Source organism: Mesorhizobium sp. M8A.F.Ca.ET.208.01.1.1 (assembly GCF_004791315.1).
GTDB lineage: Bacteria > Pseudomonadota > Alphaproteobacteria > Rhizobiales > Rhizobiaceae > Mesorhizobium.
The window spans coordinates 1073771-1090047 of the sequence record NZ_SRUT01000001.1; the positions used below are offsets into that span (position 1 = coordinate 1073771).

The window sequence follows — 16277 nt, forward strand, 5'->3', positions numbered from 1 at the left end:
ACCCTGCGTCCCCGCGGCGATTTCGGTAAAGCCCGTTGCAAGCGGATCATTTAACGACATCTACTTGATCTCAGTCGATGGTGAGACTGTCGTCTTGAAATGTCGAAAATACCAAGATCCACGTGGATGGGCGTCTACGGAGAGGGAAGCATTCGCTCTTCGTCACCTGAGAAGCACCCTTCGCGTACCAGCACTGCGGTTCTATGCACCCAGAACAGTACGATTTCCCAATGGCTACATAATATACAGCTGGGCGAGAGGAATGCCATCAGTCTCCTCCAAAGCGCATGCCGTGGCTTTGGGGAGAATGATTGCCTCCCTTCATACCGCGCATATCGTAGAGCACTTTCCGAGCGATGCGCGTCATTCCCGAGAGAGCGTGGTGAGAGACGCTGAAACATTGTTCCAAACACTCGAGTCAATGGAGCTGACCCACCCCGAGCGTCTTCGCATAAAAGGGCTTCTCCAACTATTGGCACTATGCAGGCTTGAGTTTGGCCGGTTTACATCCGACGAAGTTTGTACCCATGGAGATCCGGTGCCATCAAATTTTCTTTACGATCGCCATTCAAGCTCCCTAACGGCGATCGACTGGGAAACATTTTGCCTTGCACCACGTACGTTCGACCTATGGGCGTGCATGTCATCGGCGTTTAACACCTGGGATTGGGCCAAGGGCGTAACATCTCGCTACAGAGAGCTCTTCATTACCAGTTACAGCGAGGCTACGGGGCTCGCGATCCAGCCACTTTTTACCTCAATCTTAAGATCCGCCCCACTTTATGCCCTTCGTCATGGTCTGTGGTGCCTATATCGAGCTAAGGTACTCGATCGCAACTGTATACTCGGCGGGCAAAATTCAATGGCAGAACGATTCCTGATGATATCACAACGGGGTTTTGATGAGGCCGAACGTGTCGAGCAACTTTGGCAATGACTCAGTTGGAGGTAGAGCTGCTTTTTGGCCCTTCAGGTGCCGGGAAATCGACCATCGCGAGGCATGTGGAAGCGCGAGAGCTTCGCCAAGTGTTTTTTGTTGGAGACAAATGCCGGCAGCTTGCTCAACAAGGCCGCTTATCAGCCGCTGACACCGTGGCAATTGAGACTGGGGTCCCACTATCAGTTGCGGCCATCAATCTCGCGCTGGATGAATTGTCGCTCGGCCAGAAGCCAACGATGCGCGTACTGATCGATGGGCCGCCAAGGAGCGAAGAACAGGCGCGGTCACTAGCCGCACGATTTCGGATAAGCAGGATATATCGACTTATCGTGCCGGATGCTATCTTGGTGGCGCGCCTCATCGCTCGATACCGCACCGAATCTCGAGCAGATGATCTCCCAGCGCACGCAAAGGCAAAAATCTTCGCGTTCAGAGATCAAGAGGACTCTATGCTCGAAAACCTGAAAGGCATTCCGACCAACGAGATTAGGTATCCAGCAAGTTATAAAGCTGTTCTTCAGGTAATAAGGCAATTCACCCGTTAGCCCCCAATTTTCGCCAATAACTTGGTCATGTGCTCCTGATTTGTGATGTCGCAACTCACGAACCAGCAGAGAGACTGTGCCACGAGCGCTTCTAGTTGGCGTCTACTACTGGCGCATGCTCTTGCAAACGCTCGAGGATCAGAGCCGGCCTCCTCGAGCATCTGATTTTTCAACGAGTACGCATTGAGCGCCATACTGAACTGTTCCATGTAACCGATCACGTCGATATTACTGACCGGTTCTATGAGGCATTCGCCACTTCTGGAATAGTCCACTAGAAGTATTGATGTTATTTTTGCCTTCGTTGATGTCTTTGCGAAGACCTTCTGAGGGTCGAGAAGAAACTCGCCATCGTTTACGCTTCTGGGAAGCTTGAGCCGATCTATAATCGTGTCAAAATAGAAATCTCTTCGCACCCTCATCGTCGTACCGACCCCCACGACATCGTCCCGGTTGACCATGCAGTGCGTATTTGAAACGAAAGTAGCGCCGCCTTTCAAGCAAAGCTGCGACAACATGACGGTCTTTCCAGTGCCCCCGTTTCCGATTATCAGGACCCCTTTACCGTCGTTTTCGAAGCACGACGCTTTGATATGTAAGTGACCGTTTCGATTGCCCCACAATGTTAGACATAACTTCACAAAGTACGACCAAACCAGCCGATCAAACTCTTTGCCAAAGACGAAAAAGTCGTTCCCACTTGATGCCAACGTCACCGGCGAACCGAAGTTATCAGTAACATAATACCCCTTCGCAAATCGTCCTCCGGCATACGTACGATCAGGCATCGGAATAACATGTGTAGGGAAGTCAGGCAGCGATATATCTATGAAGAAGAGCCGAAAACTCACTTGCTCGTCATAACGGCACTTCGAGTGCGGTGAGAAGAACCGCAAACATTCATCTATGTTGCGATTTGCATGAATTTCCACGGATGTAACGCCGAGGTCGATGACATGAGAAGTGGTGATCAGTGATTTGATCACGGCGAGGAGTGGCGTTTCCAATTCGGGTTTCGTAAGCAATGTGGGTTCCATCTACTAGTGAATCCGAAAGGAATTGTCGAAGCAATCCCGCGGAACAAATCCCGGCAGGCTCGAAACATTTGCAGTTACCTCTGGTGTGCGGAGGGCCACCTCGACTGCATGATCAGGGCGTATTCTCCAATTCAGCGCTATTGACTGCTCCTGCCCCACCCTCACTGAACGGCACTGCGCCAAGAAGTCGGCGATGCCAGACACGACTTGCGCAGCAATTACGAGCGTGCGGCGTATTTGGGATAGGTCATCCCAGAGAGCGGCCTCGTCGCTGGGCGTTATCTCGACATTCCGGTCGAGAATAGAAAAGAATGTGTCGAACGCCAAATACCAGCATTCGCGTTCTTGCTGTTCTAGATAGGTGTGCCCATCACGAAATACGTCCATCACGGCCCGCGGTGTCGCCGACTGATCTCGTTCAAGTGTCTCTTCTCGAAATCGCGCCTTTGCGGCGATAGTGCCGTTTAGCAGCTGTGCCTGGTCCATCTGTCGTAGGAACCGACGTGTTGAGGCTTCGAATTGCGCTACACGATGGTCGTCAAAATTGTAGAACCAACGTTCCGCAAAGGGCGCCGTGTCAGTCAACCCTCGGCGCTTCATCTTTTCGAAGATTGGTGTGCCCCAGTAGATATTCAATCGGTTTTGAAGATGTTGCACTCGGCAGATTCCAGACGCACGTATCCAGCGATACTGGTCTTTGAGTTCCGCAAACGTCATCTCCGGCTCGAACATGATATACCCGCACTTGATATCTTCAGGTCGGAGGCCGACTTCATCACGCAGAACGACGATCGCCTTTTCGTTCTGGGCAACTGTAGTCCCCTTGTCCAGACGTGCGAGTATGCTATCGACTCCGGCCTCCAGCCCTAAAAAAATGCGATCTAGCCCGACGGAGATCAAACGCCGCATCAATATTGGTTCAACGGTGTCGGCGCGTATTTCAGCGTAGAATCTAATTCCTAAATTCGCCTGCTCAAGGCTGTTACAAAACTCATGTATCCAGCGTATTCCCGCCCGGGACGGCATAAGAAAGAGATCATCTACGAATGAGAAGCGGTGAACATCAAAGCGGTCCTGTAGAGTTCGCATTTCCTCGACAATATCGTCAGGTTTTCGTCGCGCGACAAGATGGTCACCGTAAATCTGGTGAATTGAGCAGAAGCTGCATTTCGCATAGCAACCACGAGAGGAGACCATGTATGCGGACGACACTGTTCTCCCGGTGCTGACTATATACTCTAAATCATTCCGCGCAGGCGGTGGCGCGGAAGAGAGGTCCATCTGCCTGTGCCGTGCCGCATTCTCTTGAATAGATGCGCCAGCTCTGTGACTTAGTCCGAGCACTGTATTGATTGGCCGTGCAGAGCGAATCGCGTCAGCCAATTCGACAATGGCGTCTTCACCTTCACCCCGTACCACTGAGTCGATGTGAGCGCTGTCCGAGAGGATCGACGAGCTCCAAGAGGACGGCAATATACCACCGCATGTTATGTGAATGTCGCGGTCAGCTGCTTTCACAGCTTGCGCTAGTTCCTTAGCGGCTTTGTATCCGCGCTGCGAGCTGATCGACAGGCCAACCAGGAACGGTGCGTGCGATAAAAGCTCTTCCACCACCTGAGCGACACTGAGATCACGAAGTTCGGCGTTAATTGATACAACTTGGTAGCCTGCCCTTTCTAGGGATGATGTGAGGTAGCCAAGCGCTAGGCATTCGCGATACCGGAATCTGTTTTTTATCTGTCCTTCTGGAAGGAAGGGTAGGACGAGGCCGACTATCCCTCGGATGCCATCTCCCATGGTTTTCTCCCATTGCCAGCTATTGCGCCGTTCATATAAAGATTTGAGGCTCAGCTAGTTTGGAGAAGCGCGACGGCACAAAAAGGGGCCGCTCTAGCTTTCCAAACCACCGTAAACACATGTCGCGTCAGGCTGCTTTCCGAGAAACTGTAGCACCCAGTCTACTGGTACCTGTAGCCCGTGTTGCAGGGCTCGCGCGCGGAGCATAGGCTGATCGGTGTGGCAGTTAGACCTTCGCAACAGTCTGTGGATGTCCGATATCAGCTTTATGCCCTTTGCCTTGCGATATATTTCAATGTCGGCGTATGCTTTGAAGCAAAGATATAGAACTTCGTCATCCTCCAGAAGATGATGCCACTTCTGGTCGGGTAGATCGACTTCCTTCGACCCGCGCCACGGTATTCGCCCTGGAAGATCTAGATCAAAATGAATCTCAAGAGGGACATACACGACAAGCGGATTTTCTGCTTCAAAAAAATATTTAGATTCTTCTTCATGTCTAAAGACATCAAGAATATCATTCTTGTCACCATCTATCTGAACCGCTCGGACCATCCGAGGAAACTCGTAATCGCTGTTAAGATCAATAGATGTAGAGACAGGGACGATTGTCTGCGTGAGACTGTCAAATCGACCCTGTACGAAACCCAGTGTCAATGCGATCTTGTAGAGTGCCTCTGCGTTGCCACGCTCGATCAAGACATCGATATCTCTTACGGGTCGGCTCCCGATGTCAGCATATAGTCGTCGGCAGGCGGACAAGCCCTTTATGCGCACAGGTGTCAAATCCACCAGCGAGCACAGGTACTCAAGCTCGAGACAGGTTGTCTCAAAAACGTCAAAAAGCAGGCGATTGGTTGCGTTTATCTTTTCGATCGACTCCATCAACCAGGGTGGGGTTAGTTGGGATAAGCTAGACAGCTCCAGCGACTCACCTAGTAATCCGACTTGATGAGACCTACTGCACGCTGTTAGCAGCTGCTTTGGGGATCCGAGTACACACCGTTCTAGTGCGCTGTAAAACGCGCGCGGAAGGGCTGCGCAATTTCGCGCAAGCCCCATTCGTACCGTATTGAGGTCTCCGGTTGGCTGAATATAAGAGGAACTATCTCTCAAAACATCGCCTTACACATTGCAACGCGTCCGCCAGCAATGTCTAATGCGGTTCTGACTGCCTTATCCTCTGCCTTAACAGTAAATTCGGGACCGCCAAGGACAAATATCTTATCATCATTCAGCTTTTCGATCGTCAGCGACGAACTGCGGGCGATCTCATCCAACTGCTCCCGGCTTAGTCCGACGACTCGGTATCTTGGCATTTTTGACATCACGGTATCCTCTTGATTGAAGACGTACTGAGCGATAGTCGCGCGAGTAGAATGCACCATCCTTACGCGTTGTGCCAGTGGTCAACTAACCGGCGCGTTGGCGCATTGCGTCTTTGGCTCACCTGTTATTCAGATCCCTGCCTTAGCCTAGAAATGTGAACACTGATGCGTGTCTGCTTTCCTTGCCTCACGTCCGAAGACCCGCTGGTCGCTGCTTGCCCCTTCATGTTGCATAGGCCGCGGCTGCGGACGGCAGGCTTCAGGCAATTCAGATGGCCGTTTTACGTCTGAACAGGGGTCGTAAGCTGCCGTAGCCACTCTAAGGATATCGGGCTGTAGCGTAGAATCGGCGGTTCGCTATCCTACCCGGTGGGATGCGGCAATCGGCGGCAATATAGTATTATAGAGGGCAATCGGCGGGCATGGCGGAGGGAGTGGGATTCGAACCCACGGTGAACTTGCGCCCACGCCGGTTTTCAAGACCGGTGCCTTAAACCGCTCGGCCATCCCTCCGGTGACTGCCGGCCACTGCTCTAGTGTGCCCGGCAAAGGCCTGTCAACCGGCTTGCGTGAAGCGGCCCTTCTCCAAGCCCCGGGACAGGACAAGCAGCGTCACAATCTTGCCCGGTTCCGGCCACAATCGGTTAATACCGTGATAAACAATTCCTGCGCACAAAGGATCGGGGTCCGAGACGTCGTTGGCATTGTCGAGTGAGCGCGTGGCTCTCTGATGGTCGGACACGATGTTGTTGGTCGAGACTTTAGGGGGCAATCAAGAATGCAGGCTGTGACGCACCCGCGTCTTCGTCGCGTTGCCACTGTTGCGTTGCTTGCGGCGTCGGCTGCATTGCTTGCCGCTTGCGCGTCGCAGCCCGAGCCGAAGGGCATGGTCTACAAGAAGACCCGCTCCAAGGAATATTTCGCCGAGACCGAATATGGAGTGAAGGCCAGTCCGCGCGCTGCCTTCATGCGGCGCGGCGGCGGCCGCGACCAGCTCGGCAAGCCGTATCAGGTGCGCGGCAAGTGGTATTATCCCAAGGAAGAGAAGCGCTACGCCAAGGTCGGCTTGGCTTCGTGGTATGGCGACGCTTTCCATGGCCGGCTGACCGCCAACGGCGAAGTCTACGACACGGCGCAACTAACGGCGGCGCATCCGACGATGCCGCTGCCCAGCTATGCCCGCGTCACCAACCTCGAAACCGGCAGTTCGGTCATCGTGCGCGTCAATGACCGCGGCCCATACCATGAGGGCCGCATCATCGACGTCTCGGAGCGTGCCGCGCAGATGCTCGACTACGACAAGGTCGGCACCGCGAAGGTGAAGGTCGAATATGTCGGCCGCGCGCCGCTCGACGGCAATGACGACCAGTACCTGATGGCCTCTTACCATCCCGGCAACCGCATACCGGATCCATCGGATGGCCTGCCGACCGGCGTCATGGTGGCCATGAACGGACCGTCGCCGAGCCTTCCGGCGGGTGCTGCCGCCGTGCCGTTTCCAGGTCAGCTGACCGATGCCGCGATCCCGGTCCAGGCGCAGATGTCCGCGCAGTCGCCGGCCTTCGGCGATCTGGCGCTGCCCGATTTCGGACCGATCGTGCCGGAACGTCCCGAGATCGGCTTGCCGCCGCAATCGCCGTTCGCCATGGCCTCGCTGTCCTATGCGGATGAACGCGTCCATCGCGCGGATGTGTTTGCCGCGCTGGACGACAGCGGCATGTCACCCGCAGACATCCTGCGGTCCTGGAAAAAGACCGATCGCCAAGCGACGCCGTCCAGCTCCAACTATGTCGCCGCCGGCACGTTCGACGATGCCACCGAGGCCAAACGTGTGGCCTCGGCGCTAAAGTCCTTCGGCAGAATAGAAATCCAGCGCTCCGATCTCGACGGCAATGACTGGTATGCGGTCAACCTCTATCCGGACGGCCATGGCGACCTGGACGAGTTGCTGAAGGCGGCATGGTCCCACGGCGCGCCCGACGCGCTGGTCGTGCGCGACTGATCCGAGAGCCGGTGTGCCGCCGGCAGTTGATCCCTCGCCGAAAAAGCCCGATAGTTTCGGCACGCCGGAGGGGCCGGCCAACGGGTCGCTTTTCATGCAATTTCGCTTGCTACAGCCTTTCGCCGGGTTTCTTCTCCTTGGCCTGCTGCTTATGCTTTCGCCGGCCCAAGCGCAGCTTTTCGAAACCAAGGCCGCACAGGCCTTCATGATCGATGCCGACACCGGCACGGTGCTGTTTTCGAAAGATGCCGACAAACCCATTCCGCCGGCCTCGATGGCCAAGCTGATGACGATGGAAGTGGTTTTCAACGCCCTCAAGTCCGGGCGCCTGAAATTCGACGATACGTTCGTGGTCAGCGAGAACGCCTGGCGCAAAGGTGGCGCGCCGTCGGGGACCTCGACGATGTTCGCCAAGCTCAAATCGGCGATCCGGCTCGAGGACCTGATCCAGGGGGTGACCGTGCAGGCCGCGAATGACGGCTGCATCGTCATCGCCGAAGGCATGGCCGGGTCGGAGGATAATTTTGCCGGAGAGATGACCGAACGCGCGCGCCAGATCGGCCTCAAGACTTCGACTTTCGTCAATTCGACCGGCCTGCCGGCCGATGGCCAGCAGACAAATGTGCGCGAACTGGCGCAGCTCGCGCTCCATCTGTGGCGCGAATACCCCGATTTCTATCGCTACTATGGCCTGAAGGATTTCACCTGGAACAAGATCTCGCAGAGGAACCGCAACCCGCTGCTGGCGATGGACATCGGCGCCGACGGCCTGGCTGTCGGCGCAAGCGAGACATCCGGCTTCGGCATCGTCGCTTCGGTCAGCCACGACGGCAAGCGGGTGATCGCTGCAATGAGCGGGCTGGCCAATGACAAGGAGCGTGCCGAAGAGGCGCGCAAACTGCTCGATTGGGGCGTTCGTTCGTTCGAGAAGACCGAGATCTTCGCCAAGGACGAGGTGGTCGGAGAGGCCCAGGTCTTTGGCGGTGCGAAATCCGGTGTGACGCTGAAGGCAAAAGGTCCGATCGACATCTTCCTGCCGATCACCAACCGCGACAAGCTGACGGCGAGAATCGTCTACACCGGGCCGGTCGCCGCTCCGGTGGAGGAGGGGCAACCGGTGGGCGCCCTGCGCGTCTGGATCGGTGACACGCTGAGCCAGGAGACACCGTTGTTCGCCGCCGAAACGATCGGCGTCGGCACGTTGCCGCAACGCGCGCTCGATGCCGTCAAGGAACTGGCTATCGGCTGGCTTCGATAACACCGACGGCATGGACGTTTTCCCTGCCGCGGACTATCTAGAGCGCAACAATCCACTCGAACACGAACAAAAGGCCCTCGGTTTGGCGCGCGGATTTTTCATCACCTTCGAAGGCGGCGAAGGCGCAGGCAAGTCGACACAGATCGAGCGGCTGGCCACAAAGATGCGCGCCAAGAAGTATGACGTCCTGCGCACGCGTGAACCGGGCGGCTCGCCGGGCGCCGAAGCGGTCCGTCATGTGCTGCTGTCGGGCGCCGCCGAACCGTTCGGGCCGAAGATGGAAGCGCTGCTCTTCGCCGCCGCGCGCTCCGACCATGTCGAGCAGGTCATCCGTCCGGCCGTCGAGCGCGGCTCCATCGTTCTTTGTGACCGCTTCCTGGATTCCTCGCGTGTCTATCAGGGCGTTACGGGCGGGATCGATCCGGCGTTCATGGCCATGCTGGAACAGGTCGCCATCAACGGCATGATGCCCGACATGACGTTGATCTTCGATATCGACCCGGCCGAGGGTTTGAAGCGCGCGACCTTGCGGCGCGGCAGCGATGCCGCCGCCGACCGCTTCGAAAAAGAGACGCTGGCCATCCACCAGGCCCGCCGCGAAGCGTTCCTGGCGATCGCCGCGGCAGAGCCGGAGCGCTGCATCGTCGTCGATGCGTCCGCCGATCCGGATACGGTGGAGGACGTCGTCACCGCGGCCGTGTTCGCGGCACTGGAGGCAAGGGCGCCCGAGCGCAACAGGCAGGTCGCACCGGTATGATCTTCGAACGCATCGCACCGGAACAGCATGATACGCTGGACGGTGTGCCGGAACCCTCCGAAACGCCGCGTCTGGTCGGGCACGGGCAGGCCGCCGCCATGCTGGCCGCCGCCTATCGCGCGGGAAAGCTGCCGCATGCGCTGATCTTCGCCGGACCTGTCGGAATCGGCAAGGCGACGCTTGCCTTCCACCTTGCCCATCATCTTTTGAAGCACCCGGCCTTCGACCAGGCACCCGGCAACCTGGCGGTTCCCGATCCGGCCTCGCCGCTGTTTCGCCAGATCGCCACCGGGGCGCATCCCGGGGTGCTGCACCTGACCCGCCCCTTGAACGACAAGACCAAGAGCTTCAAGACCGTCGTCACCGTCGACGAAATCCGCAAGGTCAGCCGCTTCCTGTCGCTGACGTCGCACGACGGCAGCTACCGGGTGGTGATCGTCGATCCGGCCGACGACATGAATGCCAATGCGGCCAATGCCTTGCTGAAGAATCTCGAGGAACCACCGGCACGAACCCTGTTCATTCTCATCGTCCATGCGCCGGGCAGTCTGCTGCCGACGATCCGCTCGCGCTGCCAGGTGGTGCGGCTGACACCGCTCGACGCCAACGAGCTGATGGCGGTGCTGGAGACCGCGGAACCGCCGCCGCCGGACGATCCGGCCGCGCGAGCCGCGCTGGTCGAGCGGGCAGGGGGAAGCGCCCGCAGCGCGATCCTGTTGACGCAATATGGCGGGTTGGAGATCGCACAGACGCTCGATGGCCTGGTGGCGAAGGGAAAGAGCGATATTGGCGGCGCCTATCGCCTGGCTGAAGCCGTCGCGGGCCGAGATCAGGCGATCCAGTTCGACATCTTCAACCGCCGGGCACTGGACCTTCTGTCGGACGCGGCAAGCCAGGCGGCGCTGGCCGGCGACCTTGCGCGGGCCAAAACACTGTCGGACAGCTGGCATGAGGCGCTGGACGCCATATCGGAAACCGATACCTACAATCTCGACAAGAAGCAGCATGCCTTGACCATGATCGATCGACTGAATTCGGCGATGCGCGTGTGACGGTCATCTGGGGCGGCAATCGCCCGCCGCTGGCAGCTGTTGGAGGATCGCGGCCGGCTATTCAGGCCGTCATCCGCGCCGGCTTGCTCGCGGCACCATTGAGCGCCGCATCATATTTGGCGCGATTGGCCCAATAGATCGTGGCGAACAGCAGCGCCTGGTCGCGGAAAGGAATGTGGTCTACAGCATCGCTGGCGGCCTCGGCTTCGATCCAGTCGATATGGAAGTCGGCGGCCCCCTTCCTGTCGCCGCCATGTGCCATCTGCTGGAACCGATGCATATGGTCCTCGATGTCGGGATAGCGGTCGGCCCAGACAATCGACCATTGCCGGTTCTGCATGGTGAATTTGCGGATCCAGCGCTCGCTCAGGTCCATGTCGCCTTCGGGCTTCGAGTACATGACGTTTCGCCGCGCTTCGAGCAGCGTGTTGGTGGCGACGACTTCGTTCTCGCGCCATAGAAGCCGCATGGCCGGATCATTGAGAAACCGGTCCGCATAAATGGGATGCGGAAACGCGCTTTCCCTTAGTCCATCGATCTTGAAATAGACCAGCAGTTCGGAAGCCACGCTCGCTTCGAGCTCGTTGCGCTCCATCTTGCCGTGGAACGCCTCGAACCCGATGCCCGGTATGAAGGGCATGTGCGCGGCGTGCCAGATTTCATGCAGAATGTAGAGATCCTCGACGGCCGGAGCGGCATAGTCGTCCCGGCGCATCGTCAGCCCCCACCAGGTGCAGAAGTGCGCGCGTTCCAGGCGGTCGTTGGTGGTCTCGCAGGTGAAGCGCGGCAGGCGGGCGTACTGATCGACGACGTCGTGAATGTAGCCGCCCTCGCGATGCGAGGATCGGAATACATCCGTTTTCCAGTGCGCCAGGCAGTGGGCATGGACGTCATCGCGGGTGACCAGCGGGATTAGATGCTTCATGAAACCGGTCCAGGAGGGGCCATGCCGATCCGCTCCGCCATGCCTGGCGTGAGACACAGGCGGGGCCGAGCACCGATCGCGCCAGGGGCGCGGGTAAGGTAGGAGGCCATGTCCGAATCCCCGTCCGCCCCTGCCGATGCCTGGGCAAGAATGAAGACGTCCGCCGGCACCAGGGCGAGGCCGAGAGCCTGGCCGGCATGTTCCGCAGCGCTATGTTGAACCGCGGCGTAGCGGCGCGCCATGGCGAACACGTCGAACCGCTCCATCAGCCGGATTCCCAGTTGCAGCGACGTCAGGTTCTTGAACCATTGATTGCCGAACAGGCCGAGATTCTCCGATCGGCAAAACACACCGCCTATGCGGTCGTAATAGGTGCCGAACGGTTTGGACAGGCTGATCACCACGGCACTCACGCAAGGGGCGTCGGCGAGGATCGTTTCCGGCGGTGGCTCGGCGGTTGCCCCGACATAGGTCAAATCCAAGACGACCTGGGCCGGGTTCGCGCGCCCGCTGAGCCGGCGAAGAAATGCGTTGGCTTCGGGCCATAACATGCCGTCAATGGCCGAGGGTTGGCTGAGACACAGCAGATGCTGGGGATCGATGGTGTCGGCCATATCGCGCCAGTCGTGGCGGTCATATTCCGTCACCGGAATGCCGCAGGCTTCAGCATAGGCTCTGTAGCCCTCATACTCGCCACGAAAGATTGCAAGGCGAGGGGAGAACCCGTCGAGGCGCGCGCGGTTGCCGTAATCGGCAATCAGGTGAAAAAGCGGCTCGCTTGCACCCGCGGTCGGATAGCTGAATGGAAAGTCAGCCGTGTTCAACGGCGCCATCGGCTTCGCCCAACCGAGCCAGGTGTCGAAGAACCGTTTGTGCAGCGCGTTCTGCTTTCCGGTCCAGGCATGGCGAAACTGATCGAGATAGGCCGCACGGACCGGATCAGGGCCATTTCCGGTATTGTTGCCGAGCAATTCGGCCTTTACCGCCTCGATCTCGGGGGTGACGAGGGCGTAGACGGTTTTGCTCGCGCCGGCCTGGCGCAAGCGCAGATCGAGATTCGGTCGCGGATCATATTGTGTGGTCGTGGCCATGCGGATCTGCCTTTGCCCGTCACGACCCTAAGGGAACGTGGCCCGACTTTGCAACGGCCTGCCGCCAGACCATCGTGATGAATGCGCAGGTCAGGCAAGCGGTCTGGACTTGGCATGAGGCCCTGGACGTTATATCTGAGGCCGACACCCTGCAATCTCGACAAGAAGCAGCACGCCCCGACCATGACCGACCGCCTGAATTCTGCAATGCGAATGTGACGGCCTTTTTTGGTGCATGCCGTTGCCCCCAAAACCGGGGCAGCTTTTGGGCGGCATGCATTGGTCTCGGGATGGCAATCGCCATTCCGATGCGATATCCACCGCCACGGCTCCCATTCAGACATTCATGACGGTTCATTCATGTCACGCGACACATTCTACATCACGACCGCGATTTCCTATCCGAACGGCAAGCCGCATATCGGCCATGCCTACGAGCTGATCGCCACCGACGCGCTTGCCCGCTTCCAGCGGCTTGACGGCAAGCAGGTCTTCTTCCTCACCGGCACCGACGAGCACGGCATCAAGATGCTGCAGACGGCCAAGCGCGAAGGCATTTCGGCGCGCGAACTGGCCGACCGCAACTCGGCTGAGTTCAAGCGCATGGCGACCGCGCTCAACGCCTCCAACGACGATTTCATCCGCACCACCGAGGAGCGGCATTACGCGGCTTCGCAGGCGATCTGGAAGGCGATGGCCGCCAACGGCGACGTCTACAAAGGCGGCTATGCCGGCTGGTACTCGGTGCGCGACGAAGCCTATTACGGCGAGGAGGAGACCGAGGTCCGTCCCGACAATGTCCGCTACGGGCCGCAGGGAACGCCGGTCGAATGGGTCGAGGAAGAGAGCTACTTCTTCCGGCTGTCGGCCTATCAGGACAAGCTCATTGCGCTTTACGAAGGCCAGCCCGACTTCATTGGCCCGGCCGAGCGACGCAACGAGGTGATGAGCTTCGTCAAGTCGGGACTGAAGGACCTGTCGATCTCGCGCACCACATTCGACTGGGGCGTGCCGGTACCTGGCGACGAAAAGCATGTCATGTATGTGTGGGTCGACGCGCTGACCAACTACATCACCGGCGTCGGCTATCCCGATGAAAAGGCTGATAATTGGCGTTTTTGGCCGGCTGATGCGCACATCATCGGCAAGGACATTGTGCGCTTCCACGCGGTTTATTGGCCGGCCTTTTTGATGTCGGCCGGCATTCCGCTGCCGAAGCGTGTCTTCGGCCACGGCTTCCTGTTCAACCGCGGCGAGAAGATGTCGAAATCGGTCGGCAACGTCATCGACCCGTTCACCATGGTCGACCATTACGGCCTCGACCAGGTGCGCTACTTCTTCCTGCGCGAAGTGCCGTTCGGGCAGGACGGCAGCTACAGCCATGAAGCGATCGTCAACCGCACCAATGCGGATCTGGCCAATGGTCTCGGCAATCTGGCGCAGCGCTCGCTGTCGATGATCGCCAAGAATTGCGGCGGCGTGGTGCCGAAGCGCGGCGATATGGCGGAAGCCGACAAGGTGATCCTGGATCAGGCGATCGACGCCCTCGTCACCGCGCGCAAGGCAATGGCTGAGCAAGGCATCCATCTGGCACTGGCGGCGATCTTCGGCGTGGTTGCGGAAGCGGACCGGTATTTCGCCGGGCAGGAACCCTGGGCGCTCAAGAAAACCAATCCGGAGCGCATGGAAACTGTGCTGTGGACGACGGCCGAAGTGGTCCGGCGCGTGGCGGTTCTATGCCAGCCCTTCATTCCGGGCTCGGCCGGCAAGCTGCTCGACCTCCTGGCGGTGCCGGCGGACAGTCGCGATTTCGTGCATGTCCACGCCGACCATGCGCTTGTGTCCGGCACGCAGCTGCCTGCGCCGGAGGGCGTGTTTCCGCGCTATGCCGAACAGACGGACGCGAACGCCTGATGCTCGTCGACAGCCATTGTCATCTGGACTTTCCGGACTTTGCCGAGGAGCGGGCGGCCATTGTCGCCCGCGCCAAGGCGGCCGGTGTCGGCCGCATGGTGACGATCTCCACGCGCGTGAAGCGGTTTCAGCAAATCCTTGAGATCGCGGAGACTTTCGACGAAGTCTATTGCTCTGTCGGCACCCATCCGCACAATGCCGCCGAGGAACTCGACGTCACCACGGCCGACCTTGTCCGCCTGTCTGCTCACCCGAAGGTGGTGGCGATCGGTGAAGCGGGGCTCGATTTTTTCTACGACAAGGCACCTCGCGAGGCGCAGGCGCAGGGTTTTCGCGCTCATATCGCCGCAGCCCGCGAGACCGGGCTGCCTCTCGTCATCCACTCGCGCGATGCCGACGATGACATGGCCGCCATTCTCGAGGACGAGTCAGGGAAGGGCGCCTTCCCATTCATCCTGCATTGTTTTTCGTCGGGACGGCGGCTCGCCGAAATTGGCGTGTCGTTAGGCGGCTATGTGTCGTTCTCGGGCATCCTGACTTTCAAGAACTCAGCCGAATTGCGCGCCATCGCCGCCGATGTGCCGCATGACCGGCTGCTGGTCGAGACGGACGCGCCATATCTGGCGCCGGTACCGTTTCGCGGCAAGCGAAATGAGCCGGCCTATATCGCGCAGACGGCCAAGGTGCTGGCTGAAACAATTGGCATCAGCGAGGCTGAAATCGCAGCGTTGACGACCAACAATTTCTTTCGGCTGTTTGGAAAAATGCCACGCCCGGACCAGCGGGCGCCCGAGGCATGAGCGACCGGCTGCGCCTGACCATTCTCGGCTGTGGATCGTCGCCAGGCACGCCGCGCATCACCGGCGACTGGGGCAATTGCGACCCCACCAATCCCAGGAACCGGCGCATGCGCACGGCCGCGCTTGTCGAGCGCATTGCCGCCGATGGCGGCCGCACCACGGTCGTCATCGACACCGGGCCGGATTTCCGCGAGCAGATGCTGATGGCTTCAGTCAGGCGCATCGATGGCGTGATCTACACGCATCCGCACGCCGACCACATCCACGGCATCGACGATTTGCGCGGCTATGTGCTGGAACAACGGCATCGCATCGCCATCCATGCCGACGAGCCGACCATGCTGCGGCTGCGCGAGGCGTTCGGCTATTGCTTCGAGACGCCGCCAGGCAGTTCCTATCCGCCGATCGTCGATGCCCACATCATCGACCATGCCAGGCCGGTTGTGATCGAAGGAGAGGGGGGTGCCCTCACCTTCGAGCCGCTGCCCCAGATCCATGGCGACATCATTTCGCTGGGTTTCCGCATCGGCGGGCTCGCCTACTGTCCCGATATCAGCGATTTTCCCGATGCCACCGTCGAGCGGCTGCGCGGCCTCGATGTGCTTATTATCGACGCGCTGCAATACAAGACCCACCCGAGCCACATATCGCTTGGCCAGGCGCTTGAATGGATCGAACGGCTGGCGCCCAAACACGCCGTCCTGACGCATATGCACGTGCCGCTGGATTATGCCACGGTGATGACTGAGACGCCGGAGACCGTGGTGCCGGCCTACGACGGCATGGTGATCGAAACTCCTTATGAATCAGCGTGATGAACACGCTTGTTTC

14 protein-coding genes and 1 tRNA gene are annotated in these 16277 nt (G+C 58.8%); 8 read left to right on the forward strand and 7 right to left on the reverse strand.

Annotation, left to right across the window (positions count from 1 at the left end):
- The first annotated feature begins 933 nt into the window (after nucleotides 1–933).
- Nucleotides 934–1485: a nucleoside monophosphate kinase gene (locus EN851_RS05310; protein ID WP_135928723.1), complete on the forward strand. Its 552-nt coding sequence runs from the start codon at nucleotides 934–936 to the stop codon at nucleotides 1483–1485.
- Here EN851_RS05310 and EN851_RS05315 read toward each other — a convergent pair.
- From EN851_RS05315 to EN851_RS05335, 5 genes are all read right to left on the reverse strand, one after another.
- Nucleotides 1482–2510, reverse strand: coding sequence for a hypothetical protein (locus EN851_RS05315; protein ID WP_210234919.1), 1029 nt, complete (start codon nucleotides 2508–2510; stop codon nucleotides 1482–1484). The two genes, EN851_RS05310 and EN851_RS05315, sit on opposite strands and share 4 nt — an antisense overlap.
- 15 nt (nucleotides 2511–2525) lie before the next feature.
- Nucleotides 2526–4319 (reverse strand): radical SAM protein, encoded by a 1794-nt coding sequence (locus tag EN851_RS05320; protein ID WP_135928725.1) that lies wholly within the window; start codon nucleotides 4317–4319, stop codon nucleotides 2526–2528.
- Between the two features lie 93 nt (nucleotides 4320–4412).
- Nucleotides 4413–5381, reverse strand: coding sequence for a nucleotidyltransferase family protein (locus tag EN851_RS05325; RefSeq protein WP_245520720.1), 969 nt, complete (start codon nucleotides 5379–5381; stop codon nucleotides 4413–4415).
- 50 nt (nucleotides 5382–5431) lie between these two features.
- Complete coding sequence (locus EN851_RS05330; protein WP_135928727.1) at nucleotides 5432–5647, reverse strand: hypothetical protein; 216 nt, start codon at nucleotides 5645–5647, stop codon at nucleotides 5432–5434.
- Between the two features lie 423 nt (nucleotides 5648–6070).
- Nucleotides 6071–6160: transfer RNA gene (locus EN851_RS05335), tRNA-Ser, on the reverse strand.
- 265 nt (nucleotides 6161–6425) lie between these two features.
- On the opposite strand from EN851_RS05335, the gene EN851_RS05340 reads away from it, so the two are divergent.
- The 4 genes from EN851_RS05340 (at nucleotide 6426) to EN851_RS05355 (ending at nucleotide 10716) form a co-directional block, all read left to right on the forward strand.
- Nucleotides 6426–7649: a septal ring lytic transglycosylase RlpA family protein gene (locus EN851_RS05340; protein ID WP_135928728.1), complete on the forward strand. Its 1224-nt coding sequence runs from the start codon at nucleotides 6426–6428 to the stop codon at nucleotides 7647–7649.
- A 94-nt stretch (nucleotides 7650–7743) separates the two neighbouring features.
- On the forward strand, nucleotides 7744–8907 hold the full coding sequence (locus tag EN851_RS05345; protein WP_189521769.1) for a D-alanyl-D-alanine carboxypeptidase family protein: 1164 nt from the start codon (nucleotides 7744–7746) through the stop codon (nucleotides 8905–8907).
- Between the two features lie 82 nt (nucleotides 8908–8989).
- Nucleotides 8990–9664, forward strand: coding sequence for a dTMP kinase (tmk, locus tag EN851_RS05350; protein WP_127872398.1), 675 nt, complete (start codon nucleotides 8990–8992; stop codon nucleotides 9662–9664).
- Nucleotides 9661–10716 carry a DNA polymerase III subunit delta' gene (locus tag EN851_RS05355; protein WP_127872397.1) on the forward strand — a complete coding sequence of 352 codons (1056 nt, stop codon included), beginning with the start codon at nucleotides 9661–9663 and terminating at the stop codon, nucleotides 10714–10716. The genes tmk and EN851_RS05355 overlap by 4 nt, the downstream gene beginning before the upstream one ends.
- Nucleotides 10717–10777: 61 nt before the next feature.
- On the opposite strand, the gene EN851_RS05360 is transcribed toward EN851_RS05355, so the two are convergent.
- Together EN851_RS05360 and EN851_RS05365 are read right to left on the reverse strand one after the other, a co-directional pair.
- On the reverse strand, nucleotides 10778–11641 hold the full coding sequence (locus tag EN851_RS05360) for a hypothetical protein (RefSeq protein WP_127872396.1): 864 nt from the start codon (nucleotides 11639–11641) through the stop codon (nucleotides 10778–10780).
- Nucleotides 11638–12684: an aminotransferase class I/II-fold pyridoxal phosphate-dependent enzyme gene (locus EN851_RS05365; protein WP_189521770.1), complete on the reverse strand. Its 1047-nt coding sequence runs from the start codon at nucleotides 12682–12684 to the stop codon at nucleotides 11638–11640. Before EN851_RS05365 ends, EN851_RS05360 begins: the two co-directional genes overlap by 4 nt.
- 408 nt (nucleotides 12685–13092) lie before the next feature.
- Between EN851_RS05365 and metG the strand changes: the two genes are divergently transcribed.
- The 3 genes from metG to EN851_RS05385 are packed head-to-tail and all read left to right on the forward strand — an operon-like array spanning nucleotide 13093 to nucleotide 16261.
- The gene (gene metG, locus EN851_RS05375; RefSeq protein ID WP_135928732.1) at nucleotides 13093–14646 is read left to right on the forward strand and encodes a methionine--tRNA ligase; all 1554 of its coding nucleotides are present in this window, start codon (nucleotides 13093–13095) and stop codon (nucleotides 14644–14646) included.
- Nucleotides 14646–15446, forward strand: a complete 801-nt coding sequence (locus EN851_RS05380) for a TatD family hydrolase (RefSeq protein WP_135928733.1) — start codon at nucleotides 14646–14648, stop codon at nucleotides 15444–15446. Before metG ends, EN851_RS05380 begins: the two co-directional genes overlap by 1 nt.
- Nucleotides 15443–16261: an MBL fold metallo-hydrolase gene (locus tag EN851_RS05385; protein ID WP_127872392.1), complete on the forward strand. Its 819-nt coding sequence runs from the start codon at nucleotides 15443–15445 to the stop codon at nucleotides 16259–16261. The genes EN851_RS05380 and EN851_RS05385 overlap by 4 nt, the downstream gene beginning before the upstream one ends.
- Nucleotides 16262–16277: the final 16 nt, after the last annotated feature.

Bases quoted from the DNA above. Each gene is read 5' to 3' on its own strand.
- EN851_RS05310 (WP_135928723.1), top strand. From the start codon at position 934: ATGACTCAGTTGGAGGTAGAGCTGCTTTTTGGCCCTTCAGGTGCCGGG.
- EN851_RS05320 (WP_135928725.1), bottom strand. From the start codon at position 4,319: ATGGGAGATGGCATCCGAGGGATAGTCGGCCTCGTCCTACCCTTCCTT.
- EN851_RS05325 (WP_245520720.1), bottom strand. From the start codon at position 5,381: ATGGGGCTTGCGCGAAATTGCGCAGCCCTTCCGCGCGCGTTTTACAGC.
- EN851_RS05330 (WP_135928727.1), bottom strand. From the start codon at position 5,647: ATGTCAAAAATGCCAAGATACCGAGTCGTCGGACTAAGCCGGGAGCAG.
- EN851_RS05340 (WP_135928728.1), top strand. From the start codon at position 6,426: ATGCAGGCTGTGACGCACCCGCGTCTTCGTCGCGTTGCCACTGTTGCG.
- EN851_RS05345 (WP_189521769.1), top strand. From the start codon at position 7,744: ATGCAATTTCGCTTGCTACAGCCTTTCGCCGGGTTTCTTCTCCTTGGC.
- EN851_RS05355 (WP_127872397.1), top strand. From the start codon at position 9,661: ATGATCTTCGAACGCATCGCACCGGAACAGCATGATACGCTGGACGGT.
- EN851_RS05360 (WP_127872396.1), bottom strand. From the start codon at position 11,641: ATGAAGCATCTAATCCCGCTGGTCACCCGCGATGACGTCCATGCCCAC.
- metG (WP_135928732.1), top strand. From the start codon at position 13,093: ATGTCACGCGACACATTCTACATCACGACCGCGATTTCCTATCCGAAC.
- EN851_RS05380 (WP_135928733.1), top strand. From the start codon at position 14,646: ATGCTCGTCGACAGCCATTGTCATCTGGACTTTCCGGACTTTGCCGAG.
- EN851_RS05385 (WP_127872392.1), top strand. From the start codon at position 15,443: ATGAGCGACCGGCTGCGCCTGACCATTCTCGGCTGTGGATCGTCGCCA.